Origin of the sequence: Methylobacterium sp. BTF04 (genome assembly GCF_010692745.1) — a bacterium.
Taxonomy (GTDB): Bacteria; Pseudomonadota; Alphaproteobacteria; order Rhizobiales; family Beijerinckiaceae; genus Methylobacterium.
In genome coordinates, this window is record NZ_JAAHTB010000008.1 from 36,192 (window position 1) to 61,987 (window position 25,796).

16 protein-coding genes and 1 pseudogene are annotated in these 25,796 nt (G+C 69.2%); 14 read left to right on the forward strand and 3 right to left on the reverse strand.

Features of this window, described 5'->3' with window-relative positions; all coding sequences use genetic code 11:
* The first annotated feature begins 4 nt into the window (after nucleotides 1-4).
* From tssM to G3T14_RS24980, 5 genes and pseudogenes are all read left to right on the forward strand, one after another.
* A complete protein-coding gene (tssM, locus tag G3T14_RS07035; RefSeq protein WP_163641475.1) occupies nucleotides 5-3,646 on the forward strand; it encodes a type VI secretion system membrane subunit TssM in 3,642 nt (1,213 codons plus the stop codon).
* Nucleotide 3,647: 1 nt separating this feature from the next.
* Entirely contained in the window at nucleotides 3,648-4,337 is a 690-nt protein-coding gene (tagF, locus tag G3T14_RS07040) for a type VI secretion system-associated protein TagF (RefSeq protein ID WP_163641476.1), read from the forward strand.
* Nucleotides 4,321-5,169 (forward strand): PP2C family serine/threonine-protein phosphatase, encoded by an 849-nt coding sequence (locus tag G3T14_RS07045; protein WP_163641477.1) that lies wholly within the window; start codon nucleotides 4,321-4,323, stop codon nucleotides 5,167-5,169. The genes tagF and G3T14_RS07045 overlap by 17 nt, the downstream gene beginning before the upstream one ends.
* Nucleotides 5,169-7,055, forward strand: coding sequence for a serine/threonine-protein kinase (locus G3T14_RS07050; RefSeq protein WP_163641478.1), 1,887 nt, complete (start codon nucleotides 5,169-5,171; stop codon nucleotides 7,053-7,055). Before G3T14_RS07045 ends, G3T14_RS07050 begins: the two co-directional genes overlap by 1 nt.
* A 951-nt stretch (nucleotides 7,056-8,006) precedes the next feature.
* Nucleotides 8,007-8,699, forward strand: a pseudogene (locus G3T14_RS24980) (transglycosylase SLT domain-containing protein); the annotation flags it as partial.
* Between the two features lie 75 nt (nucleotides 8,700-8,774).
* On the opposite strand, the gene G3T14_RS07060 reads toward G3T14_RS24980, so the two are convergent.
* Nucleotides 8,775-9,545 carry a hypothetical protein gene (locus G3T14_RS07060; protein WP_163641479.1) on the reverse strand — a complete coding sequence of 257 codons (771 nt, stop codon included), beginning with the start codon at nucleotides 9,543-9,545 and terminating at the stop codon, nucleotides 8,775-8,777.
* Between the two features lie 689 nt (nucleotides 9,546-10,234).
* Here G3T14_RS07060 and G3T14_RS07065 point away from each other — a divergent pair.
* The 7 genes from G3T14_RS07065 to bcsN all read left to right on the forward strand — a co-directional run bounded on the left by G3T14_RS07065 (nucleotide 10,235) and on the right by bcsN (nucleotide 23,955).
* Nucleotides 10,235-12,769 carry a response regulator gene (locus G3T14_RS07065; protein WP_163641480.1) on the forward strand — a complete coding sequence of 845 codons (2,535 nt, stop codon included), beginning with the start codon at nucleotides 10,235-10,237 and terminating at the stop codon, nucleotides 12,767-12,769.
* 774 nt (nucleotides 12,770-13,543) lie between these two features.
* Complete coding sequence (gene bcsS / locus G3T14_RS07070) at nucleotides 13,544-14,272, forward strand: cellulose biosynthesis protein BcsS (RefSeq protein WP_246733037.1); 729 nt, start codon at nucleotides 13,544-13,546, stop codon at nucleotides 14,270-14,272.
* 372 nt (nucleotides 14,273-14,644) lie between these two features.
* Nucleotides 14,645-17,116 carry a UDP-forming cellulose synthase catalytic subunit gene (bcsA, locus tag G3T14_RS07075; RefSeq protein WP_163641482.1) on the forward strand — a complete coding sequence of 824 codons (2,472 nt, stop codon included), beginning with the start codon at nucleotides 14,645-14,647 and terminating at the stop codon, nucleotides 17,114-17,116.
* Between the two features lie 11 nt (nucleotides 17,117-17,127).
* Complete coding sequence (locus G3T14_RS07080) at nucleotides 17,128-19,668, forward strand: cellulose biosynthesis cyclic di-GMP-binding regulatory protein BcsB (protein WP_246733014.1); 2,541 nt, start codon at nucleotides 17,128-17,130, stop codon at nucleotides 19,666-19,668.
* Nucleotides 19,665-20,915 carry a glycosyl hydrolase family 8 gene (locus tag G3T14_RS07085; protein ID WP_246733017.1) on the forward strand — a complete coding sequence of 417 codons (1,251 nt, stop codon included), beginning with the start codon at nucleotides 19,665-19,667 and terminating at the stop codon, nucleotides 20,913-20,915. The genes G3T14_RS07080 and G3T14_RS07085 overlap by 4 nt, the downstream gene beginning before the upstream one ends.
* Nucleotides 20,900-22,939 carry a hypothetical protein gene (locus G3T14_RS07090; RefSeq protein ID WP_246733019.1) on the forward strand — a complete coding sequence of 680 codons (2,040 nt, stop codon included), beginning with the start codon at nucleotides 20,900-20,902 and terminating at the stop codon, nucleotides 22,937-22,939. The genes G3T14_RS07085 and G3T14_RS07090 overlap by 16 nt, the downstream gene beginning before the upstream one ends.
* A complete protein-coding gene (bcsN, locus tag G3T14_RS07095; RefSeq protein WP_163641485.1) occupies nucleotides 22,936-23,955 on the forward strand; it encodes a cellulose biosynthesis protein BcsN in 1,020 nt (339 codons plus the stop codon). Before G3T14_RS07090 ends, bcsN begins: the two co-directional genes overlap by 4 nt.
* A gap of 128 nt (nucleotides 23,956-24,083) precedes the next feature.
* Here bcsN and G3T14_RS07100 read toward each other — a convergent pair whose 3' ends face one another.
* Nucleotides 24,084-24,416, reverse strand: coding sequence for a hypothetical protein (locus tag G3T14_RS07100; protein WP_163641487.1), 333 nt, complete (start codon nucleotides 24,414-24,416; stop codon nucleotides 24,084-24,086).
* Between the two features lie 281 nt (nucleotides 24,417-24,697).
* Here G3T14_RS07100 and G3T14_RS07105 point away from each other — a divergent pair, with 281 nt between their 5' ends.
* Nucleotides 24,698-25,132, forward strand: coding sequence for a CHRD domain-containing protein (locus G3T14_RS07105; RefSeq protein WP_204262695.1), 435 nt, complete (start codon nucleotides 24,698-24,700; stop codon nucleotides 25,130-25,132).
* An 83-nt stretch (nucleotides 25,133-25,215) separates the two neighbouring features.
* The gene (locus G3T14_RS07110; RefSeq protein WP_163641489.1) at nucleotides 25,216-25,398 is read left to right on the forward strand and encodes a DUF3606 domain-containing protein; all 183 of its coding nucleotides are present in this window, start codon (nucleotides 25,216-25,218) and stop codon (nucleotides 25,396-25,398) included.
* 11 nt (nucleotides 25,399-25,409) lie between these two features.
* Here the strand turns inward: G3T14_RS07110 and G3T14_RS07115 are convergent, their stop codons facing one another.
* Nucleotides 25,410-25,796 carry a phage holin family protein gene (locus G3T14_RS07115; protein WP_163641491.1) on the reverse strand — a complete coding sequence of 129 codons (387 nt, stop codon included), beginning with the start codon at nucleotides 25,794-25,796 and terminating at the stop codon, nucleotides 25,410-25,412.

Here is a 25,796-nt window from a genome sequence, read left to right on the forward strand (position 1 = left end):
GCCGATGACGCCCGGAGCCTGGCTGCGCCTCGCCGCGCTTGTCCTCGGCGGACTGGCGCTCGCCTGCCTGGTCTGGTGGGCCGGGCCGCTCATCGCGGTGAGCGACGTGCGCCCGCTGGATGCCGCCTGGATCCGCGCGCTGGTCTGCGTGCTGATTCTCGGCGCGGTTGGGGCGAAGATCGGCTGGGATCTGTGGCGCCGCCGCCGGGTCATCGCCGCCCTCCAGGCAGAGATGGCGGGTGCCGAAGCCGAGACGGGCGACGGCGAGGCCCTGAAGGAGCGCATGGCGGACGCGCTCGCGACCCTGAAGAAGGCCCGCGGCGGCAAGGGCAGCCACCTCTACGATCTGCCCTGGTACATCGTCATCGGGCCGCCCGGCGCCGGCAAGACCACCGCGCTGATCCGCTCCGGCCTCAAGTTCCCCCTGGCCAAGGGGCGCACGCCGGAGGCGGTCGCCGGGCTCGGGGGCACCCGCTACTGCGATTGGTGGTTCACCGAGGACGCGGTGCTGATCGATACGGCCGGGCGCTACACCACTCAGGACACCGATCCGAAGGGCGATCGGGCGAGCTGGCTCGCGTTTCTCGACCTGCTGCACCGGACCCGGCCCAAGCAACCGATCAACGGGGTGATCATCGCGATCAGCCTCGAGGATCTCCTCACGGGTGGAGAGGAGGGACTGGAGGCGCATGCCGGCGCGGTGCGCAAGCGCCTCGTCGAGCTGCACGACCGGCTCAAGGTCGATTTCCCGGTCTATGCGGTCTTTACCAAGGCCGATCTCATCGCTGGCTTCTGGGAATTCTTCGGCCAGCTCTCGGAGACCGACCGGCAGATGGTCTGGGGCCACACCTTCCAGACCGCCGAGAAGACCCGGAACATGATCGGCGAGGTGCCATCGGAATTCGACGCCCTGGTCGAGCGCCTGAACGAATGGATGCCCGACCGCCTCCAGGACGAGGTCGCGCCGACGAGCCGCGTCGTGCTGTTCGGGTTTCCGAGCCAGGTCGCGGCGGTGCGCGGCCGGGTGGTGGATTTCCTCGGCCGGGTGTTCGAGCCGAGCCGCTTCCACGTCAACGCGACCTTGCGCGGCTTCTACTTCACCTCCGGCACACAGGAGGGGACGCCCATCGACCAACTCATCGGCGCCCTGTCGCGCAGCTTCGGCTCGGAGAATGTCGGCGCGGCGGCCTATTCCGGTCGGGGCAAGAGTTTTTTCCTCACCGACCTTCTGCGCAAGGTGGTGATCGGCGAGGCCGGCTGGGTCTCGACCAACCGGGCGGCGATGCGGCGGTCCAACATCCTGCGGCTGGCCTGCTACGGCGGCCTTGCGCTGGCCTCGGCGGTGCTCGTCGGGCTGTGGTGGACGAGCTTCCTGCGCAACGAGCAGCTGGTGACGCTCACCAACGGCCTGACCGGAAAGTATCGGGCGGATGCCACCGAAATCCTGCGCGAGCCGTTGGTCGCCGACCGGAACTTCTCGAAGGTGCTGCCGCTGCTCAACGCGCTGCGGTATCTCCCCACCGGCTATGCCGGCCGCGACGACTCCACGCCGATCCTGGCGACCTTCGGCCTGAGCCAGCGCCCGCGCCTGCGCTCGGCCGCCGAGACGAGCTATCGCGCCGGCATGGAGCGCCTGTTCCGCCCGCGCCTCATCTTCCGCCTGGAGGAGCAGATCGAGGCCAACCGCACCAGTCCGGGCTTCATCTACGAGGCCCTGAAGGTCTACCTGATGCTGGGCGGGCGCGCCGAGGCGCCCCTCGACCGCGGCCTCGTGGTGGCGTGGTTCCGGCGCGACTGGGCCGAGAACCTCTATCCCGGTGCCGGCTTCGCCCGCGGCCGGCAATTGCTGGAGGACCACCTCCAGGCCATGCTCGACCTCGACGACGGCAGCCCGGCCCTCGTCTCGATCAACCAGGCCCTGGTCGAGGACAGCCAGCGCACCCTCGCCCGGCTCAGCGTCGCCGAGCGCGCCTACGAGATCCTGAAATCGGAGGCGCGTCCCGCCACCGGCCGCGACTGGACCGTGCCGCGGGCCGCCGGCCAGGATGCGGGGCTCGTCTTCGAGGCCGTGGGCGGGGCCGATCTTGACAGCGTCCGGGTCCCGTTCTTCTTCACCTATGACGGGTTCTTCGAAGCGTTCATCGACCGGTTCGGCGACGCCGCCGACATCGTCGAGCGGGACCGCTGGGTGGTCGGGCCGGCCGGCGAGCAGGAGGCCTACCGGGCGCAATACGGCTCCCTCTTCGCCGATCTGCTCAAGATCTACGCCCGAGAGTTCCAGCAGAGCTGGGGCCAGACCCTGCGCAAGCTGAAAATCCGCTCGCTCAGCGCGGACAAGCCGCGCTACCTCGCCCTCCAGGCGATCGCCGCGCCGACCTCGCCCCTCAAGTTGATCCTCGAATCGATCCGCGACGAGACCCGCCTGACCCGCGAACGGCCGGGACGAGCCGGGGCGACCGCCGGTCCGGCCGATGCCCGCACGGTGAAGGTCAAGTCGGTGCTGGCCGCCGCCGCCGGGCGTGAGGCGGAGCAGCGCGCGGGCGCCGTGCTGCCCTCGGGTGTCGCCACCGTCGCGACGTCGCTCGGCCGGATCGCGACGGAGGGCGGCACACCCGCACCCGACCGCTTCGCGGCGGCGGCCAACGACGCGCCCGGGGCCAATGTCGAGGCCGCCTTCCGGCCGTTCCACGCCCTGTCGGAGGGCGAGGCCGGGCGCCGGGCCACCGATCTGCTCGTCGCCAATCTCAATGAGATCAAGAATGCGGCCTTGGAAGCCGTCAATCCCAATCAGGCGGCCGGCGCCAACAACGCCCTGGTGACGCAGACGACGGCGCTGCGCGCCCTCGCCGCGCGTTTCCCCGCCCCCTTCGAGGCGATGGTCCGCCAGATCGCCAACGAGTTCGAGGGCAGCGCCACCGGCGCGGCCGTCAGCCAGATCGCCAAGGCCCTGGCCGACGAGGTGATCCGCGAGTGCCAGCAGATCGCGGTCAACCGCTACCCGTTCATGCGGACGAGCGACCGGGAGGTACCTCTGGCCGACTTCGCCAAGCTTTTCGCCCCCAACGGCGTGTTCGACCGCTTCTTCAGCCAGAACCTCGCGAGCCGCACCGACCGCTCGCGCCCGCAATGGGTCTGGCGCGTGGACGATCAGGTCGCCCGTGGGCTTTCCGCCGCGACCCTACGGGAGTTTCAGCGCGCCGCCGAGATCCGCGACGCCTTCTTCGCCACCGGCGGGACGATGCCGTCGATCGCCTTCGCGGTGACTCCGCTCTCGCTCACCGGCGATGCCTCCGTGGCCAAACTCGACGTGAACGGCAGCGTGGTGCTCATGCAGGCCGGGGTGAACGTGCCCGCCACCGTCCAGTGGCCGGGGCCGGCGAGTCCGGGCCGGACGATCCTGCAGATCGAGGGCACGCCGAGCTTCTTCGGCGGGGCGGGTGCCGCCACGGTCCTGATCGAGAAGACCGGGACGTGGTCGCTGTTCCGCCTGCTCGATGCCGGCTCCGTGCTCAAGCAGGGCGATGCCGTGGTGGCGACGATCACGGCCGGCACGCGCCAACTCACGTACCGTTTCAGCGCGACCACCGTCCAGAACCCGTTGGTGCTGCCGGCGTTGCGCGAATTTCGCTGCCCGACGGGGATCTGAGATGCCGTGCGGACTCTACGGCAAGCTTCCGGCCAAGCGTGATTTCATCGCGCTCGGAACCCCGCGCGCTTTCCTGTCCGCCTGGGAGCCGTGGATCCAGGGCGGCCTTTCCGCCAGCCGTGCCGACCTCGGGGAGGGCTGGGCTCAGGCCTATCTCCATGCGCCGATCTGGCGGTTCTGGCTCGGGGCGGACATCGCCGGGGAGGCGGTGCTGGGGGCGTTCATGCCGTCGGTGGACGGGATCGGCCGCTACTTCCCCCTGACGCTGATCGGCCGCGCCAGCGGCGGAGCGGCCCTGCCGCCGCCGCATCTCGACACCTTCGATGCGTGGTTCGCGGTCGCCGAGACCTTTCTGCTCGCGACGCTTTCGGATGCGATCGCGTTCGAGGCGATCACGGCCGGCATCGGTGCGCTGCCCGACCCCGCGCCCGCGCATCCGCCGCCGCAGGCCGGAGAGGTCGTGCGCCTACGCGGCGGCGCGCTGATCGGCCCCGCCGCGGATGGCGCGTTCGCCAGCGCGCTCGCGGCCTTGACCGTACTCGACCACGCCAGCCTTCACGCGGGGATGAGCTACTGGTGGAGCGCGGGCGGCGAAGGATTTCCGGCGCTGGCGGCCGCGTGTCGGCGGATGCCGGACCCCCACGCCTTCGCGGCGCTGCTGACGGGACGGTTCGATGCGCAGGCCGTCTGACATGCCGGGCGCTTACGGTCCCGCCGTCGCCGCCACGTCCGGCCTCCGGATCGAGGCCGGCTTCGTCACGCATCCCGGCAAGGTGCGCGCTGAGAACGAGGACGACTGCCTCGTGGCGCCCGATCTCGGGGTCTTTGCCGTCGCCGACGGGATGGGTGGCCATTCGGATGGCGCTCTGGCGAGCGCGACCGTCGTCGAAGCCCTCTCGTCGATCGGGTCGGCGGTCTCGCCCTCCGACCTGATGGCCCGGTTGGAGGACCGCATCCTGCGCGCCAACGCGGCGCTCTGGTCCCTCGGGCAGGCGCAGGGCGGCGTGGTCGGCTCGACGGCGGCCGTACTGCTGCTGTTCGGGAACGACTTCGCCTGCCTGTGGTCGGGCGACAGCCGGGTCTACCGCATCCGCGACCGTGCGATCGTGCAGCTGACCCGAGACCATACCGAGGGCCGCGACCTGTTCGAACGCGGCGTGCTCAGTGCCGCCGAAATGGCCGCCTGGCCGCGCCGGCACGTGATCACCAAGGCGGTCGGCGTGCGCGATCGACCCGAGATGGACCTGGAGCAGGGCGCCCTGCGGGCCGGCGACGTGTTCGTGATCTGCTCGGACGGCCTCACCGGGCATGTGACCGATGCCGACATCCTGCTCGCGGCCGGCACCTCCGCTCCGCAATGGGCCTGCGACGCCCTGCTGGAACTCACCCTGGCACGCGGGGCGACGGACAACGTGACCATCGTCATCGTCCGCTGCGGACAGCCGGTGGAGGCTGCCGCGCCCCCGATCGCGGCGACGACGGTGGCGATCCCCGGCACGGGCGCGCCGCGCAGGAGCCTGTGATGGACGAGAGAACCGTCGTCGAGACCAAGGCGCGGATCCGGGCTGGGCCCGGGACCCGGCTGAACGACCTCTACGAGATCGACGCGTTGATTGCCGTCGGCGGCATGGGCGAGATCTATCGTGGACACGTGATCGAGACGGGAGATGTGGTCGCGATCAAGACCATCCGGCCCGATTTCGCCGAGAACGCGAACGCCCTGACGCTGTTCCGCAAGGAAGCCGCGGCCCTGCACAACGTCAATCACGGGGCGGTGGTGCGCTACTTCGTGTTCTCGGTCGATCGCGGCCTCAACCTGCCCTACCTGGCGATGGAATACGTCACCGGCGAATCGCTGGCCGACGCGATGAAGCACGGTCCGCTCTCGTTCGAGAGCGTCGATCTGCTGCGCCGCCGCCTCGCCGCCGGCTTCCAGGCCGCGCACGAAGCGGGCATCGTCCATCGGGATGTTTCGCCCGACAACGTGATTCTCCCGGCCGGCGATCTCGGCCGGGCCAAAATCATCGATTTCGGGATCGCGCGTACGCCCCTGGGCGGGCAGACGGTGATCGGCGACGGGTTCGCGGGAAAATACAGCTACGTCTCGCCGGAGCAGTTCGGCCTCCAGGGCGGCAACGTCACCGCCCAATCCGACATCTACAGCCTCGGCCTCGTGCTGGCGGAGGCGAGCCGTGGCCGGCCCGTCGACATGGGTGCCAATCCGGCCGACTTCGTCGCCCGGCGCACCACGATCCCCGATCTCACCGGGGTCGATGCCCGTCTCGTCCCGCTGCTGGAGGCGATGCTGCGGCCCGATCCGCGGATGCGGCCGGAGAGTATGGCCGACGTTGCGGCCTGGGAGCCGGCGCCGGTCGCGATCCGGACCGCGCCCGCCGCGACGGTCCCGCGATCGCGGCGGCGCCTCGCGATTGCCGCCGGCGGCCTGGGGCTGGTCGCCGCGGCGGGGATCGCGCTGGTCGTTCTGCGCGGACCATCCGACGATGCGACGCCATCGGAGGCGAGCACGCCGCTCGCCGAACGCACGCAGCCGCTCGCCCCTCCGGCGGCGGTCCCGGCCGAGCGGGCGCCGGCGGCCGAGCCGCCGCCCCGGGACACGGCTGCCGCGGTGTCGTCGGTCCGGCCTCCACCGGACGCCGAACCGCCTCCGCCACCGCGCGCGGAAACGGCCCCACGGCCAGTGGCGACGCCTGGTCCGGCCGCGGCCCTCGATCCGCCGAGCTTCGCTCCTGCGCTCCCTCCTGCCCTCGCCCCGGCAGGTCCCGGTTCGCCGACCATGGAGCAGGTCGCCGCCTATATCCGCAGTTACCAGGGCGGGCCGTGCTTCTTCCTGAATCCGGGCTCCGTGAGCCCGCGCGACGCCGCGGTCGAGGCCTATGGCACGGCGCCGCGCCCGTTCGCGGAGTTCGATGCGGCCTTCACGAAGACATTGGGCTTCGAGGCCCGGATCCAGTTGCGGCAGATCGAGGCTGCCCAATGTCCCGTGGTCGAGCTGATGGTGCGCCAAGCCCAGGCGAAGCCCTCGAACGTGCCCCACCTCCTCCTCGACCGCGACCGCATCCCCAGCGGTGAGGAATTGCGCGGCCGGGTCGACCTACCCGACGACCGAGCCTTGCGGCTGCTGCTCGTCGACGGCGACGGGCTCGTGCACGACCTCGCCCCCTACCTGAAGCGCAACGGCCGGCAGGCGAGTTTCGCGGTGCGGTTGGAGACGCCCGAGCCCAAGCGCGGCCGGGCACAGCTTCTCGTGGCGATCGCGAGCCCGTCGCCGGCCGCAGCCCTCGGCGAGGGCGCGCGCAGCGACAGCGTCTTTCGGGCGATCGCGCAGGAGGCGGAACAGGCCGGCTCGGGTCTCGGGCTCGCGGTGCGCTACCTCAAGGTCGGCGGTTGAGCGATGGGCGCCCGCACTCCCATCGTGCCGTTGCCCGAGGAGGAGTGCCTCGACGTAGTGATGCGGCTGCGCTTCGCCGATGCGCCGTGCCGGGCCTGCGGTGCGCTGGGCGGCCACGTTCGCGAGAGCCGCAACCGAGCGTTTTCCTGCCGGGCCTGCGGGATGAAGGTGTTTCCCTGTCAGGGCACCCCCTTCGCGAAGGCACGGCCGACACTCGCCGAATGGTTCATGGCGATCGACCTCGCCGCGCAAGGTGACACCAGCATCCGCGCGATCCGGCGGCGACTCGGCACGGATCGCCGCTGCGCGGCCGATCTCGCCACCGGCATCGCGCGCCTGAAGGCGGGCGCCGACCCCGCGACACCCGCCTCCTGGTATTCGGAGATCGCGGCCTTCGTCGCCGCGCGCCGGGAGACCGTGTCCGGACGGATTTCGGCTGCAGCGCCGGATCGGGAGACCCTCTGGGAGACCCTGCGCGCGACGCTGACCCTGCCGCAGCTCGAAGGTCGGCCGATGGCGGGGCTCGTCGCGATCGGCCTGTTCATGCTGGGCGGGGCCGGCATTGGTTGGCTGCTGGTTCCGCAAGCGCCCGAACCCGACGCGGAACTCGCTCAGGCGACCGCGATCCTGACGCTCGGCGAGGACAAGCCCGTCATCCTGGTGAGCGCGGACGTCGCAGCCCAGCTCTACGACGTCACCGATGTCGATGCCGATCCATCCTCGCCCCTAGCCTCGTCGATCCGCATCGCTCCGACGCTCGATCGCAAGGGGGCGGCCTCCGCCCAGTCGGGCGCGGCGCCCGTCGCGCCGCCTGCCGTGAAGCTCTCGGCGGGCGTCGGCAAGTCGCTGGTCGAGGGCAATACCGGCGCGGTGCGCGAGAGCGCGGCGGGCCGCCCCGAACTCGCCGCATACACTGCGCTGGCGAGCGAACTCGATGCCAAGGGACCGCGCAACCCGGACGAACTCCTGATCTTCGGACCGATGAAGATCCGCCGCTATCTGGTGGAGAAGATCGTCCAAGCCTCGCGCGTCACCAGCGTCGATCCGGTGCTGCTGATGGCAATCGCTGACAAGGAATCGAGTTTCAAGACCGAGGTCCAGGCCCAGACCTCCTCGGCGTCCGGGCTTTACCAATTCATCGAGAAGACCTGGCTCGGGGTCGTGCGCGAATTCGGACCGCGCTACGGGCTGGAGAAGGAAGCCGCCCTGCTCGCCGCCGGCGATGCCGGCGGGGCGCAAAGGACCCGCATTCTCGACCTGCGCCGGGACCCCTACCTCTCCGCGGTGCTCGCCGCCGAAATGCTCAAGCGCGACAGCCTGCGTATCGCCCGCCGGATCGGCCGCAACCTCACCGGCGGCGAGGTCTACCTCGTCCACTTCCTCGGGCCGGACGGGGCCGAACGCATGATCGACGAGGTGACCCACAAGCCCGACACGGTCGCTGCCGATCTGCTGCCCCGTCCCGCAGCGGCCAACAAGCCGATCTTCTACGGCGCCGGCGCGAAGAGTCTCTCGGTCGCCGAGGTTCGCGGCAAGTTCGAAACGATGATTTCGCTCCGACTCGATCGCTATCGCACCGTCAAAGGCGTGACCGTGCCGAACACCCCGGAGCCGCGCATCGTGCCGGCGGTGGAGAACCGCTGAGGCCTCCCGCAGGATGGTCTTGCGATCGCCGCATCCTGACCGCCTCGCGGTACTACTGGACGGGGCGCACGCCCGTCAAAGCGACGACGCGACCGAGCCGAAGCCCATGGCCCGAGCGCGCTCGCGCACCTGCGCTTTCTGGTCCTCGCGCAGGACGTCGAGGAGTGGGCGGGCCACAGAACTCATCCGCATCGCGGCGCCGATGCCGAAGGCATCGCTGGGGGCTTGTCCGGCGCGGACCAGGGCGACCTGCTGCGTTCCGATCTCCAGCAGCATCTGCTCGACCGGGAACCAGTAGGGTTCTTGATCGCGGGTCAGCCGAAGGGACAGCTTGATCCGACGGATCTCGGCCGCGGTGAGCACGGTATCGGCGCGCGTCTCCTGCGGCCGTCTGAGCCTCGGCAATTGCGGAGGCGCGGCCGCGACGGGCGGCATCGCGACCGGTGGCGACGCTGTGACGGCCTTTCCGTGCGGAACCTCCCGGGACGCGGTCTGCACCGGCGCGGCCTGCTTTGGCGGAGGCGGCGCAGTCAGGGCTGGAACGGCGGCGTAGGTCCCGCCCTCTCCGAGGCGCGACGCCTCGTCCGATCGGGTCGCGGATGGCATCGGGGCCGGCCGCTCGGAGAGGACCGCAGGCTGGCGCTGCTCCACCGGTCCGGGGGCTGGCGCCTCCGGCGAAGTGAAGGGTTTCAAAGCCGTGGCGCGCTCCATCAGCAGGGCATTCTCCCCCGATGGGCCGAGCCGCTCGCCCGGCAGGAGCGTGATGATGATCAGGGCGCCGGCAGCGACCGCGCCGGCGAAGGCCGCCACGCCGCCGGTCAGAGCCAGAACCCGCATCCCGTCCATGTCTCACCTGCCGGAGCGTGTTCGAGGAACGTGGCTACCCGGTCTTATGAAGACGATGTGACCACGCAATAGTATAGCTCGATTTTCTGAATTGGGAAATAATGGAGATCACTTGTCGTGTCTCATCGGTCGCCGACGTCAGCACATCCGCCGGGTCTGGTCCGGGTTCCACTGAAGCGGACACGGGCGTTCAACGAGCCGCCACCGGGTCGCTCAGCAAGTCCGATCTTTATCCCGAAATTTTAATGACCGAGGTATTCGAATTTCGATTCGGATAGATGCGCCAGAGAGGCCAGTACACCTTCAGAAAATAGCTGTACCGCCGGGCTGTGTTATTGGCCAGGTAACCGGCTCCAACAGAAAAATGGGCTTTCGGTTGACGCAAACCCGTAGATTTTATCGCAAAAGTTCAGGATTTATTTTTAGATTTATTCTGTCAGCGGCGTATCCGCGCGCTTGTCGAAAACGACTGATCATCGTCGTGCATCACGATCACTGGCGCTGCCGAGACGAGATTTGATCCGCGGCGGTGAAGGATCGCCGAAACCCGTATCCGGGCGTGATTGCGCGACGCGTTAACGATTCCTTAACCGTCCTGACGACCTTTATCCGGACTAGATCAGCCTCGGGCAGCTTTGCGTAACAGGGCAGCAAAGGGCAGTCGCGGGGCGATCGGGAGAATTCTCGGAATGGGTCGAATCTCGCTCAAGCTGCTGATCGCGGGACAGACCGGCGCTGCCGTGATCCTCGGCTCCGCACTGGTTTGGGGCAGCGTGGTTTGGAGCGGCCACGCGCGTGGGGCCGGGCCGGGTTCACGCGACGTCACCCAGGCTTCGCAGGCTTTCGCAGCCGCCCTCGATCGGGGCCTCTACGACGTGACCCAGGATCTGCGGACGGTGGCACTCAGCCTGCGGGACGCCCAATCGGGCCTCGGCGGCGGCGATCCTCAATCGACGTTGCGCGCCTGGAACGACCTGCGGCCCGATTACGCCGATCTGCTCCTGGTGGGTGCGAACGGACGCATCAAGGCGGCCGCCCAGGACGGGTCTCAGGAGGGCGCGCTCGGCGCCGATGTCTCGGGCCGACCCTGGTTCGCACGGGCCAGGGGCGCCCAATCCGCAATCGTCACCGCCTCCGCGACGCTTGGCGATCCGGTGCCGTTCGACGTGGCGATTCCACTTTCCTCCGGACAGGGACGGCAGACCGGGCGCGAGGACGTACTGGTCGCGCGCCTGAGCGAAGGCTGGCTGCGCGAGATTCAGGACCGATTGCTGCGTGCGCGCCCGGCTTCGGAGGCTGCGCTCGTCTTCTCGGTTCTCGGGCCGGATGGGCGGGCGCTGTCGTCCGTGGAGGGCGCGCGTGAACTCGCACCGGAGGCCAGTGAGCGCGGCCTTGCGCGCGCGACTCCGAGCGCCGGTTATCGCGACCTCGCCGCCTCCGGCTGGCTCGCGGTGGCGCGGGCGCCGGATCAGCGCTCCGGCTGGGTCGTCCTGCCTGGTTGGCGGCTCGGCACCCTCGCCCTTGCCCTCGCCCTCGCGGCGGCGGCGGGCGCCTACCTCCTCACCGGCCGGCTCACGCGGCGCCTTCGTCGGATCTCCGAGGAGGGAGCCCCGGACGCCGCGCCATCCCGCATCGCCGAGTTGACGGACCATGCGAGCCGCCTCGTGGCGCGCGAGCGAAGCCGTGGTCGCGCCCTGCACGAGTCCCGGACCGCCCTGGCCCGCATCCGCGAGCGCCTGCGCACCTTCGAGGCGATGTCGGGTTGGACCTATTGGGAGATCGATACGGGGGCCGGCAACGTGACCTGGGCCGATTCGTCCGGGCGTCCGGACGCGTCCGGCGCCGACAGGGCGGTGGCTCTCACCGACCTCACCGACGGAATTGATCCCAAGGATCGCGACCTGATGCAGTTCACGATGCAGTCGGCCCTCGACGGCCAGGGTCCGCACGACGTCGTCCTGCGCATGGCCGATTCTCAGGCCCAGCAGGGCGAGCGTCGTCTCCTGGTCCGCTTCATCCGCAGCGACGAAGACGGCCAGGGCGGCAGCGCCACCAAGTTGCATGCGCTGAGCCGCGAACTGGTCGGACAGGCGGTGACCGACCATTCGGCCCAGGGCGGCACCGACGCGGCCACCGACGAGCCGGCCGAACGGCGCAACGGCACGATCCTGCGGCAGGCGGTCGATGGCGTCGTCGACGATTTCAACAGCCTGCTCACCGTGGTCAGCGCGAACCTCGCGACCCTGAAGCGCCGGCATCGCCTGAGCCCGCAGCAGAGCCGGCTGGTGGATGCCGCACTCGCGGGTGCGCAGCGCGGCTCCAGCCTCACCCGCCGCCTCGTCGGGTTCGTGCGGCGTGACGAGTCGACCTTGCTGGAGACCGATATCGAGGTCGCCCTGGCCGCCTTCGTCCCGTTCCTCGGGGCGAACATCCTGCGCCAGACCTCGATCGAGACCCGCGTCCGGCCGGGCCTGGCCAAGGCGCTCTGCAGCGAGGCGATGCTCGAAGCCGTGCTGCTGAACCTCGCCTTCCACGTCCGCGATATCGGCTCGGAAGGCTTTGCCATCGGCGCCGACGAACGGATGCTGTCGGCGGAGGATGGCATCGCTCTGCCCGAGGGGCGCTACATCCGGATCGTGCTCGCCAGCGGCACGCCGGCCCGTGTTGCCACCGCTACGGCGCCTCCCGGCGAGGGACGCTCGACAGAGGCGGTCGCCAACCTTCTGACCCGGATCGGCGGCGGCTTCCGCCTCATCGCCGATGGCCGCGGCGACTCGGCCTTCCTGGCCGAACTCTGGATTCCCGCGGGCGACGCCAGAGCGGCGAGCCAGGAATCGGAGGCGGCCAGCGTTCAAAGGACGCTCCGCGTCCTGCTGGTGGACAGCGACACCCTCGTGCGCGAGAGCTTCGCCGAGGCGCTGGCGGACCTCGGTCATACTGTGATCCAGGCCGGCTCGGCCGAACATGCCCTCATCCTGCTCGACGATCCCGCCGGCTACGACGTCATGATCGCCGATCAGAAGATGCCGGTGATGAGTGGGTTGCAACTCGCCGCGACGGTGGTCCAGCGCCATCCCGCGCTTCGCATCGTCCTCGTGAGCCCGCAAGGACAATTGCCGGCGAGCGCGCGGGCGTTCCTGCGGATCGACAAGCCCTTCCGCTACACCGACCTCGCCTCGGTCATGCGCGAGGCTGCCGGCGAGCGCGCGGCGAAAGCCGCCTGAGGCGTCCGATCGGGACCGGCCGCCGCTATCCCACAAAGGCCGAAGTGAAAGCCGAAATCAACGGCGTCGGAGCGGGGACAAACCCGGTCCGACGCCGTTGCCGTTAGAACCGGCTACGCTTTCAGGCGAACCGCGCCGGGCTCGATCGTATTGGGTAACCGGATGCCGCTTGTCCGCATCATGCTCGAGCGGGCGATCGGGGATCCGGCGCGTCTGAAGCGAGCCGCTCTCGTCGCTTGGCGAGGATCCTCGCTCGGGACTGTCCGCGCCTGGACGGTGCGCCTCACCGGCCTGGTTCCCGGCATCGGGTCCGAGCCCGGTCATGCCACTGCGCTCGGGTGCCCTCCCGCGTTCTTCAGTGCCCGCTCTTGAGCTTCCGACTGTTCGATCCGCAGATTACTCGGTGCGACGAGATGAAGACGCTTCTTTGCTGACTTCGAATGATTTCGCCGATCGGTCCGGCATTCGAAGTCTGTCAGGAAAGGTCCGGATTATCGTCACGGCCACGCGAATATGGGATCTGCCAGTCGATCGCGTCGAATGATGACGCATCGACTCGGGCAGAGCCGCCGATACAATCGTTGCCGCGCTTGGCGTCGTGCGAGTGTTGCAATGGCACCACATCACAACCCACGTTTGGGATTTTATCCTTCGCGTTAAGATCTGATTAACCGCCCGAAATCCATAACCCTCTGGATGCGAAATCGGACGAAGGCCGCCGAAAGTGCACTGGGGCGACAGGCTTACGGAATGACGATGCGCGATGCCTTTCTGATGTCCGTGGCCGTCCTGTCGGTCGGGATCGCCGACACCGCCTCGGCCGCCGATTGGTACACGGGCGCGGAGCCGGTGGTCCTGGAAGAGAATTGGACCACCGCTGTCGACGCATCCGTCGCCGTCACGTCCAACAGCTCCGCCTTCGGCTCGGTCACAGGGACCATGGCCACGGAAGGAACGTTGCTGGAGAGCGGTCCGCGCATCCGCGTCGAAGGCGTTGCGGGCACCTACAGCTACCCGGGCCGGGACGTCGGCAAGCGGGTCACCGGCTACCAGCAGGAAGGCGCCCTGTCCGGTGGCTACGAGTGGATCTGGAGGGACGCGGCGCTCGCCGGCTTCATCGGCTTCAACGTGCGCAGCAACCAACTCTCCATCGTCGATCCGGGCAACCCCGTGGTCGGCACCGGCGTCGGCGCCAAGGTCGCGGCGAACTTCTACGCGCGGCCCACCGAGAACACCATGTTCTCCGCCTACGGATCATACTCGACCCAGTTCAACGCTTATTACGCCAGGGTCCGCCTTGGCTACATGGTCGCCGATGGCGTCTATGTCGGTCCTGAGGCGCTCTTTCTGGGCGACAACTTCTTCAACCAGTATCGGATCGGTGGTCACGTGACCGGGTTCAGCTTCGGTCCAATCAAAATGGCCGTCGGTGTCGGTTACGTGAAGGACCGGATCCAGGGCAGCGGTTATTACTCAACTGTCGAAGCCAGGACTGCATTTTAGTTCAACTTGGAACGCAGTCCAAAAATGAAACGGGACTCGTTCTCATCGCTCCGTTTCTGGCCAGTCGCGTTTCCTGAAGCTGCCTGAACTGGCCGGATTTGGTCGATTACCGGCGGAACGGGCCTGCCTTACCTTGGCAGGAAAATCGCTAGCGTATTTTTCAGGTCAAGCGTGGTTCCGGCAACGTGACGGTTCCTGCGTGATCCCGGGCCTCTCCGGTACCGCCGACGTCGATGACGCGGTGGTGCCGACGGCCTGGGTTCCCGCAGGGCCCCGCGACGGTCCCCGCCGGTGTTCGCTCCGCAGATCGGAGTTGCCGGCTGGGATGGCAGAAGGGGTCGGTCGCGATCCGGTTTCGGGAAGGGCAGGTCGGTGGGAACTACTTTTCGTTGGTTGGCCTGGATCGTGTCCGCGGCGGCCGTTCTGATCCTGCTGAGTCAGCCGGTCAGCACGCAGGACCAGCTCGCCATGAGCCTCTGCGCCATGGTGGCGATGGTGGTGCTGTGGGTGTTCTTCGACAGCCAGCCGGCGCGGTTCGTCTTCCTGGCGCTCGGAAGCCTCGTGGTGCTGCGCTACATGTTCTGGCGCGTGACCAACACGCTGCCGTCCCTGAGCGATCCGGTGAGTTTCGGCTTCGGTTTCGTCCTGCTTCTCGGCGAGATCTACTGCGTCTTCATTCTCTTCATCAGCCTGATCATCAATGCCGATCCGCTTCGGCGCGCGCCGCCGCCCCAGGCGGTCCGTGACGCCTCCGCGCCCGACGCGCATGCCTATGCCGCCTTTCCAACCGTCGACATCTTCGTGCCGAGCTACAACGAAGATGCACGCATTCTGTCCGTCACCCTCGCGGCGGCGCGCCTGATCGATTACCCGGCCGAAAAACTCAACGTCTGGCTGCTCGATGACGGCGGAACCGATCAGAAATGCGCCGATCCCGACCCGGCCAAGGCCCTGGAGGCCATGCGCCGCCGCAGTGACCTGCAGGCCCTCTGTGCCTCCCTCGGCGTCGCGTACCTGACCCGGTCCCGCAACCAGCACGCCAAGGCCGGCAACCTCAACAACGGCCTCAAGCATTCGCACGGCGAGATCATCGTGGTGTTCGATGCCGATCACGTGCCGTTCCGATCCTTCCTGCGCGACACCATCGGCTACTTCGCGCAGGATCCGCGTCTGTTCCTGGTGCAGACGCCGCACGCGTTCCTCAATCCCGACCCGATCGAGCGCAACCTGCGCACCTTCGACCGCATGCCCTCCGAGAACGAGATGTTCTATTCGGTGACGCAACGCGGCCTCGACAAGTGGAACGGCTCGTTCTTCTGTGGCTCGGCCGCCTTGCTGCGCCGCCGTGCCCTCGACGAGGCCGGCGGGTTCTCCGGCGTGACCATCACGGAGGATTGCGAGACCGCCTTCGAGCTGCATTCCCGCGGCTGGAACAGCGTCTACGTCGACAAGCCCCTGATCGCCGGCCTGCAGCCCGAGACGCTCGAGGCGTTCATCGGCCAGCGTTCGCGCTGGTGCCAGGGCATGTTCCAGATCCTGATGCTCAAGAACCCGCTGTTCAAGCGTGGCCTCCATCCGATCCAGAAGCTTGCCTACCTGTCGAGCATGACATTCTGGTTCTTCCCAGTGCCGCGATTGATCTTCATGTTCGCGCCGCTGCTGCACATCTTCTTCGACCTGAAGATCTTCGTCGCCAGCGTCGACGAATCGATCGCCTATACGGCGACCTACATCGTCATCAACCTGATGATGCAGAACTACGTCTATGGGAAGTTCCGGTGGCCGTTCGTGTCGGAGCTCTACGAATACGTCCAGGGCTTGTTCCTTTTCCGCGCCATCGCGTCGGTGATCATCTCGCCGCGGCGACCGACCTTCAACGTCACCGCCAAGGGAACCTCCCTCGACCACGACCACCTCTCGGCTCTGGCTTGGCCGTTCTTCGCAGTCTACGGCCTGCTGCTCGTGGGCTGCGGCACCGCGATGTACCGCTACCTGTTCGAGCCCGGCGTCACCAACCTGATGCTCGTGGTCGGCCTGTGGAACTTCTTCAACCTCCTCACCGCGGGTGCTGCCCTCGGGGTCGTGGCCGAGCGTCGTACCACCGAGTCCACCCCCTCCCTCGCCATCGATCGCGAGGGCCGGCTGATGTTGGGCGGGCGTGCCCTCGACGTGGTGGTCGAGCGCGCCTCGGCCGAGGGGTGCACCGTGCGGTTCGGTGCCGAGGGCCTGCCGCCCGGCACCGGCAGCAGCCACCGTTTCGGCAAGCTCACGGTCGTTCCGATGGACGGTGCCCCGGCCGGTGGGCCGCTGCCCTTCGAGGTCGGCACGATCACGCAGACCGGCGACGACGCCGTGGTGACGCTGCTTTTCCAGACTCTCGACGCCCAGGGCTACTCTGCCCTTGCCGGTCTCATGTACGGCGATGCCGATGCGCTGCTGCGGTTCCAGCAGAGCCGGCGCCGCCACAAGAACATCGTCGCCGGCACGCTCCAGCTGGTCTGGTGGGGGCTGGTGGAGCCGCTGCGCGCCATCCGCTACGCCTTCAAACCCCGCCCGGTGGCGGCGCCCGCTGTCCCGAAAGCCGACACCGCCCTGCCGCGCTCCGGTCCCAAGGCCCCGCTCCTCCCGGGTGGTGGTCGCGCGATCGCGGGTGCACCCGGCGGGGTGGACCGCCGGCGGCCTGCGGAAGGTCCGTTGGCGATCCGGCCGAACCCGGTGCGGAGTCCGGACGGCGAGCCGACCACGGATTGGGTTCGCCTGATGCTCGAATTCGAGAATGAGCGCCTGCTCGACGGAGGGGCCGGGGGTGGCCCCGCTTCGTCCGACGGCCGCGTCCGGGCATGAGGGAGGCCAGCATGCGCGTTGCGACCATCACACTTCGCCTCGTCGCGCTCGGGGTTCTGGCACAGGCGCCCAGCGCCGGCGCGCAGAGCTTCGTCGGCGCAGGCGGTCCCACCGAGCGCCTCACCGTGCCGCCCTCGGGCAATGCCTTGCGCCGCGCGGCCGCTCCGGAATCCGGCCCGCGTGCCGCGATCCCCGCCGATCCCCTGCGCCAGCCGGTTCTCACCACCAGCGCTCCGGCCCGGCGCCTGCCCGCCACCACCGGCGGTTTCCGCCTGGAGGGTGAGGAGGATGCCCTGCGCTTCCCCGTCTACGTGACGGAAGCGCAGAGCCGGGGGCGTCCGCGCCTCAGGGTGTCTTATCTGTCCGCGATCTCGGTGGCGCCCGAAGCCTCCGAGCTCGTCGCCAGCGTCAACGGCATCGTCGTCGGGCGCACCCGCATCCAGGCGCCGGGCGCGGTGAAGGTGGTGGAGTTCGAGCTGCCCGAAGGCAGCCTCAAGCTCGGCTACAACGCCATCGACCTGTCGGCGAGCCAGCGCCACCGTGTCGATTGCTCCCTTGATGCCACCTACGAACTCTGGACCCAGATCGATCCGTCGCGCTCCGGCCTCGTGGTACCGCCCGTCGCCGCCGGCGGCATCGAACTGAAGGACCTGGCGGCTCTCGAGCCCGACGACAGCGGGGCCCTTCCGGTCCGGGTGGTGGTCAACGACAAGCCGAGCCTGCCGCGCCTCGAGCGGATATTCCACGCGGTGGAGGCGATCGGGCTCGTCGGGCGCATCGCCCGGCCGATCGTGGAGTTCGGTCCGCTGATGCCCGGCCGGGCCGGTATCAACCTGCTCGTCGGAACCGCGAGCGAATTGCGCGGCTCGCCCGACCTGGAGTCGATCGGTCCGGTCACCGGCCCCAAGCTCGCGATGCTGCCGCCGCGGGAGGACCGTGCGCCGACCCTCGTGGTCAGCGGCACGAGCTACGACGAGGTCGAGGCGGCCATCGCGATCCTGGCGCGCGGCACCGAGCCTTACGGAACCTCGCGTGGTCTCAAGGCCGCTGCGCTCCTGCGCGGCGTCGCGGTGACGAGCGGAGACCGGGTGCCGCTCCAGAGCCTCGGGGTCTCGACGCGGGAATTCTCCGGCCGTCTCCTGCGCACCAGCTTCGACGTCCATCTCCCGGCGGACTTCCTGCCCGCCGATTACGGGAAGGTGATGCTCAACCTCGCCGGCGCCTACGCCTCCGGCCTGGCTCCCGAGGCGCGCATCCTCGTCGATCTTAACGGGCGCAACGCGGCCAGCGTGCCGCTGCCGCAGACCCGTGGCGAGGTGTTCGAGAACAACACCATCCCCCTCCCCCTGAGTCTGTGGCGGCCCGGCCTGAACCGGGTCGACATCGCGGCGCAGGTGCCGGTTCCCGCCGATGCAACCTGCGGGCTCGGCGGCCCAGATCTCAAGCGCGAGCGCTTCCTGTTCCTCGACCGGACCAGCCTGAGCATCCCCAACCTGGCGCGGACCGCCAAGGTCCCGGACCTCGCCGCCACCACCAGCGGCGCGGTCCCGTTCGTCGAAGGTCGGCGGCGCCCGCGCATCGTCCTGCCGACCCTCGATCGCGACACCGTCGCGGCGGGTGCGATGATGGCGGCGCGCCTCGCGAGCGCCGCCGGGCGAATGATCGATTTCGAACTCGCCAACGAGACGCAGAGCGGCACCGGCGCCACCCTCATCGTCGCACCGGTGCGATCCCTCGCACCGGCCTCCCTCTCCGGCCTCGGACTCGATCCGGATCAGGTCCGGCGGATCTGGGAGGCGCGGGCCGAGACCAGCCGTGCGTCGGGACAGTCCGGCTCGGTACCGGCACCGACCCTCGACCGGATGCGCCGCAACGTGCCGCCGCGTTGCAGTCTACCGGACCTGACACTGCGGGTCGCCGGCCCGGTGCCGCCGCGCGCCGCGTCCTCCTCTTCGCCGGCGGACGGACGCCCCGCCGTCACCCGCGCGACCTTTGACGGCGACCTCGCCACGAAGTGGGATGAAACCCTCCGCACCCGCCATCCGCTGGTGGAAGCGGCCGGAGACATGGTCGAGCGGGCCTCCTCGACCTTTCGCGATCTCCTCGGCGAGTCCCGCGGATGGCTCGATTCCGGTGAGCCGGTCAAATCGCTCAACGTGCCCCCGAGCGCTTCGCTCGTCCTGGCGCAGGGCTTCCTCTCCACGCAGGGCGCGAACGACAGCTTCGACGACACCACGACGCTGGTCACGGCCCCCAACGCGATCCTGCTGAAGGCGTCGGTGGCCTGTCTCATCGACCCGGAGGTGTGGTCGAAGGTCGGGGGGCGCTTCGCCTTCCTCAATGCCGCCGATGGGCGTCTCGACACGATCGAACCCGACAGCGTCCGGCTCATCGCGACGCAGGACCGCTCCGTCTCCAACCTGCGCCTCGTCGCGGCCGGATGGCTCTCGATGAATCCGATCTTCTACGTCGCGCTCGCGCTCGGATTGGCGCTCTGCCTCGGCCTGAGCACCACAGTAATGGTCCGCAATGTCGGCCGGAGGAACCGATGAGACGCCTCCACGCCGCCGCGACGCGTCTCAAGGCCAGCACGCGCGCCAGCCTCATGAGCGGGACATGCGCGATCGTGCTGTCGCTCGGGATCGCCGGTGCCATGGCACAAGATCTTCCTGCTCAGGGACTGTCGCCGCGCGCCCAGATGACACCGGACCTCCCCTCCTCCGTCCCGCCCGCCACCGCGATCCCGTCGGCGCCGACGGTCACTGGGCCAGCGATGCCGTCCTCCGCCAACGCTCCGGCACTCGTCGGCGCCCTCAAGGACGTCGAGGCCTGGCGCCTCTATCGGAGCCGCTTCGTCACCGAGGCCGGCCGGGTGGTCGATACCGCCAACGGCATGATCAGCCATAGCGAGGGCCAGGGCTACGGCATGCTCCTGGCGGTGGCGGCCAACGACCGGGCCACCTTCGAGCGGATCTGGGGCTGGACCCGCGGCAACCTCATGGTGCGTCCCGACGCGCTGCTGGCTTGGCGCTGGGAGCCCGGCAAGCGGCCGGCCGTGGCCGACCTCAACGACGCTTCCGACGGGGACATCCTCGTCGCCTGGGCGCTCACGGAGGCGGCCGAGGCGTGGGACGACGCCTCCTACCGCGTGGCGGCCCGGCGCATCGCCGTCGAGGTCGGGCGCCGGACCATCCTGTTCAAGGACCGCAACGGGGCGTTGCTGCTGCCGGCAGTCCAGGGGTTCTCCGCGTCCGAGCGCGCCGATGGACCCTTGATCAACCTGTCCTATTGGGTGTTTCCGGCCTTCGCCCGGTTGCCGATCGTGGCGCCGGAATACGATTGGGCGGCGCTGACCCGCAGCGGGCTCCAGCTCCTGCGGCGCGCCCGGTTCGGTTCGGCCAATCTCCCGACGGAGTGGATCTCCCTGAAGGGCGAGCAGCCGCGGCCCGCCGACGGCTTTCCGCCGCTGTTCTCCTACAACGCGATCCGGATTCCCCTGTACATGGTCTGGGCGGCCGTGGGCCGCCGGGACGATTACGAGCCGTTCGTCGCCCTGTGGTCGGGACCCGATCGGGAGCGCCTGCCCATCGTCGATACCGCTGACGGACGCACCGTCGAGTGGCTCGGCGAGAACGGCTACGCGGCCCTGTCAGCCATGTTGCTGTGCGCCGTGAAGGACACGGCCCTGCCCGCGAGCTTCGGCCAGGTCCGGGACAACGAGAACTACTATCCGACGACGCTGCATCTCCTGGCCATGGCCGCGCTGCAGATGAGGGAGCCGTCATGTCAGAAGCGATAGGCCGCCCACCGATGCGGATCCCCTCTCACGGACGCCGCGCTGTCCGCCGCCGGCTCCTGTGCGGTGTCGCGCTCCTGTGCTGCGCGAGCGGAATCGCGCCCGCGAACGCCCAAGGCCGGCCGGAGACGCAGGCCGGTCTACGACGGGAGACCGTCGACGATACGACTCGCGCGCCCGCGATCATCGCGGATCCGAGCGGCTCTGCCGCCGCCGGCATGGTCGACGAGAGCGCGCTGCGCTACTACGCCTCGCAGAAGCAGACGGCGCGGATGAAGGCCGAGGCCGCCCGGCTGAAGCAGCTCTATCCGGGCTGGACCGAGCCCACCGACCTCGACACCCTTCAGCCGAGTCCGCCCGAAGAGGCCCCGCTGTGGGACCTGTTCACGGCGGGCCGCTTCGACGACCTGAACGCCGCGATCACGGCGCGGCGCGCCATCGACCCGAGCTGGCAACCCTCGGACGAGCTTGCGCGCAAGCTCCGTCGCGCGGGCTTCCGCAGCCGGCTCAAGGCCCTGGCGCTGGCGCAACGCAACCCCGACATCATCGCGCTCTACCGGGCCGATCCGACCGCCCTCGATCCCGGCGACGTTGAGAGCATCTGGACCGCCGCCGATGCGCTCGCCGCCGAGGAGGTCACGTCCGAGGCCTACGCGCTCTACAAGTCCGTCCTCGATACCAGCAACGATACGGGCGCACGCCTCGCCACCATCCAGAAGGCCATGAGCAACCTGCCCATGGCCCGGGCCGAGCAACTGATCGCGCTCGGGCGCATGGATTCGGATGGCGGTTCCGAATTCCGGCGTATCGCCATCGACATCACCCGGGCGCGCATCGTCGCGTTCCTGCACGACGAGCCGGCCCAGGAGCCCTTGCCCGCCGACCTCGTCGCCCTGCAGGTCCAGGCCCGCAAGTCCGGCGATCCGACCCAGACCGGGCTTCTCGGCTGGTACGCCTACAAGCGCCACCAATTCCGGGAGGCGCTGGACTGGTTCAAGCTCGCTATCGCGCGCGGTGGCGACGCCATGATCGCGCACGGGCTCGCCCATACCCTGCGCGAGCTCGGCATGCTGCGCGAGGCCGAGGAAGTCGCCTTCGCTTGGCGGGACAAGTACGTCGGCAACAACATCCTCTTCATCGACCTGATGGAGCGCAAGCTCACCCAAGCCAACCCGCCCTTCATCGACCTCGACCGGATCAGCCGCTACGCCAAGGTCACGCTCGCCTCGGCCTCCGGCGAGGGCGCGCAGGCGCTCGGCTGGTACGCCTACAATTCGTGCCAGTTCGAGTCGGCGCTCGAATGGTTTCAGCACGGGGTCGCGTGGTTTCCCAGCGAATCCACGGTCTTCGGCTATGCCTTGTCGCTTCAGCGCCTGAAGCGGACGCGCGACTATCTTGAGACAGTCAACCGCTACGATGGGCTGTTCCCGAAGGTGGTGGACCTTCTCTTCCGTGAAGCGCCGGACGGGCCGCCGATGTCCTGCAGCGTGGCGGCCACGCCGCCGGGCAACCCACGCCAGGCGGCCGCTGCGCCCACCGCCGCCATGCCGGCGCCTGCCCGTGTCGGCGCCGCCTATGGGCGCGTGCCCAAGCCCGATCTCTCGGCAGGCGGCCAGGTCAGGCCGCTGCCGGTCCAGCGCAGCGAGTTTCCCCTCGCCGTCGCCTACGACAATCCGCTTCGCTATGCCCCCGCTTCCGCTTCCCGCGCCCTGGCCGAGCGTGTGTCGGGGACCGCTTTGGCCGAGCCGGTGGTCGGTACGCCCTCTCTCGTGGCCCGTCGCGTCCCCGGTGCCGGAACGATGCCGTACGAGCGCTACGGCTTCGCGCTGCTGCCGAGCTATAGCGGTGGGACTCAGGCGACCACGTTGGCCGATCCTCCGGCAGGGACCGTGTGGCAGGACCAGCAGGCCGCGCGCAGCCGCAACGACGGCGACCGCTCGATGCCCGAGACCGAGCGGTTTTCGGTTCCCGGAGCGCGATCGGCCAACCGTGCCTCCGCCGAAGCTGGAACCGGGCAGCAGCCATGATGCGTGACCTTCGCTTCGGTCTGGCCACCCTCTTCGCCGCCCTCCTCGTCACGCCCGCCACGGCGGGATCCAGTGGCGCCGCCCTCAACCTTCCCGGGGCCGGCCCCGTCGCCGACGTGGCGCAGACCGGGTTTCGCGACGGGTTCGCACAGCGCATCACCTTCGCGGGCGGCCAGCGCGGCGTCGCCGAGGTCACCATTCGCAACGGCGGCAACGGCTCGAGTTTCGGGTCCGCCGTCAGCATGACGAAGCCGAGCCGAAGCGGAATCGCGGCGGAACTCCGCGCGCGCTTTCCCGGCGAGGTCATGCGCGTCGTCACGACGGCACACAGCAACGCCTACGGACCGGTCGGATTGGCCCTCGGCAGCGACTGTCTCTTCGCGTGGCAATGGATCGACATGTCGGCCGGTCGGGCTGGCGCCCGGCGCCGACCGAATGCGTTTTTCGGTGACAGCACGGAAACTGCGGCCTCGGTGCGGATCAAGCTGTGTCGGACCGGAACCGCCACCGTCGCGGACCTCGCCGCGTCCGTGGAGCGCATGACACTCTCGACCGATCCGGAGACTGCCCGCGTTGCGCAGGAGCGTGCGCCGCGTCGGGTGCGGCGCGCCAGCGCGCCGGCCCGGCCTCCCGCACCGAACCCCGAGGCTGCCGCCACCGATGCACCCGGGCCGGGTGTCCCCGACGGCAGGATGCTCGGAGCGAGCGCGCCGGGCGCCATGGACCGGCCGGGAACCGAGGCGCCCAAGGCTGTCTCGGCCCGGCGCGCCGCGCCGGAGCGCGCGGTCGAGGCCCAGCGCTACGTCCTTCCGCCCCCCACCTCGTCGCAGCCGTCGCCGATCGTCCCGGCGCCCGCACCCGCCGTCTCCGGACAGGCGCCGCGCTACATCACCGATGCGAGCCCCGGCCTGTCCAATCCGATGATGTCGGTTCCGAAGCCGGCACCGAACCGTACGGAGATGGACGACATCCTGGCTAAGGAATTGCCCGCCCGAGCGTATCGGCCACCGCCGTAGGGTGTTTTTGCGTTCGCTAGCCTCGGCCAACGTCACCTGCCCGCGATGGTGGTGCCGATAGGACAGCCTCCGGATCGCCCCGGAGTCGGTCCTGATCCGCAAGTCGCCCTGCCCCTTGCTCCGCCGGCTCAGCGCACCTGAAGCAGCTTGTCCACCAGGGGCATCAGGGCGTCGACGCAGGCCTTGGTGGTGTCGTCCGCCGCACACTTGAAATCGATGGCCGCCTCGCCGCGCCGGAAGCGGAGGTGGGCGCCCTTCATACCGATCATCGGCGGATGATGACGCCAGCCGCCCTCTCGCTCGCCATCGGGCGATCCCCGGCGCGGCCCGTCGGGGCGTCCGCCATCGGCCATGCCGGGGGTTTGCGGCGGCGGGTTCTGCGGTCCACCCGGTCCGGGTTCGGCAACGCAGATCGCGGTGGTCAGAACGGTGACGAGGCCGGCGGCGGCGAGGCGTTTCATGATCATGGCTCTCCTTGGGCCCGATGGGATGCCGGAGCCTTAAGCGGCCGATGTTTCTGCAGTACGATCCAATGTTGCCGAGTGATGCGAGGCCGCGCGTCGGCGCGTGTCGGTGCGGTGCGCCACCCAAGGCCAGCTTCCCCGGGCCTGCGCCGCGCCGCTGCCCTGCGGCCGGTCGAGACATCGTGCGTCCCCGCGTAAGAGTTCGGTATGGTCGGGAAAAGCGATCCGCCTATGTCTTCGAGGCCGGGTCGTTTCCGCCCGGCCAATAGGAGGATCCCATGATCCACGCATATCGGTGCGGTTTGGCCGCTCTCGCCCTGTCCGTTTCTTTCCTTCCGGCCTACGCGGCTGGCGAAACCATGACCTTCAAGGCAGCCCTCGACGGCGCCAGCGAGGCTCCGGCGACCTCCAGCAAGGGCACAGGCACCGTCACCGCGACCTACGATCCCGCGGGCAAGATGCTGTCCTGGACCGGCACCTACACCGGCCTCACCGGACCTGCGACGGCGGCGCATTTCCATGGCCCGGCCGGTGCTGGGGACAATGCCGGCGTACTCGTGCCGGCACCGGCGATGACCAGCCCGTTCTCCGGTTCGGCGACCCTCGACGATGCGAAGGCGGCCGATCTCCTGGCCGGCAAGGTCTATTTCAACGTGCACACGGCGGCGAATCCGAAGGGCGAGATTCGCGGTCAGCTTCAGAAGGCGCCGTAGCGCCCGAAGGCGGGGCTTGCGGCCGGGCCGCTTGACCTGCCCGGCCCGGGCGCCGACAGCACGGCGTCCGGAGAGGAACGAGCATGGCAGGCCTGAAAGACAAACGCGGGTTCATCGACAAGGACCGCCTCGACCTCTCTGAGCGCAAGGCGGTCGAGCACTGGATGAAGCGCTGGGGCGTGACCCAGGACCAGTTGACCTCCGCCCATCGCAAGGTCGGCCGCATGGTCAAGGACATCGCGTCGGAGCTCGGCAAGAAGCGTTGATGGGTCGGCGCTCAGCTCCGCGCGACCATCTCGACATCCTTCTCGACCTGCCGTTCGAAGCGACGCGGGTAGAGGTTTTTGCGCGACATCCGGCGTAGGCCCAGCACCATCAGCGCGACGGCGGCGCCAGCGAACGGAGTCCCGACGATCAGCGATGCGATGATGTCGGACCCGGTCAGTGCGGCGACTGTCTTCACCAGAGCGACGAGGAGCGACACCAGGGCGGCGAGCACCAGCATGGCCACGGTGCCGAAGCGTGCGGTCAGGCCGAGGATCGCCCGGATGTTGCCGTCGGTCTCCTGCCGCAGGAGCGTCATCTCCTGGCTGAACAGATCGCCGCCATGGCGGAGCCCGTCGGCCAGGAGCGTCCGCAGGCCGGGGGCAGGAGGTTGGCGCAT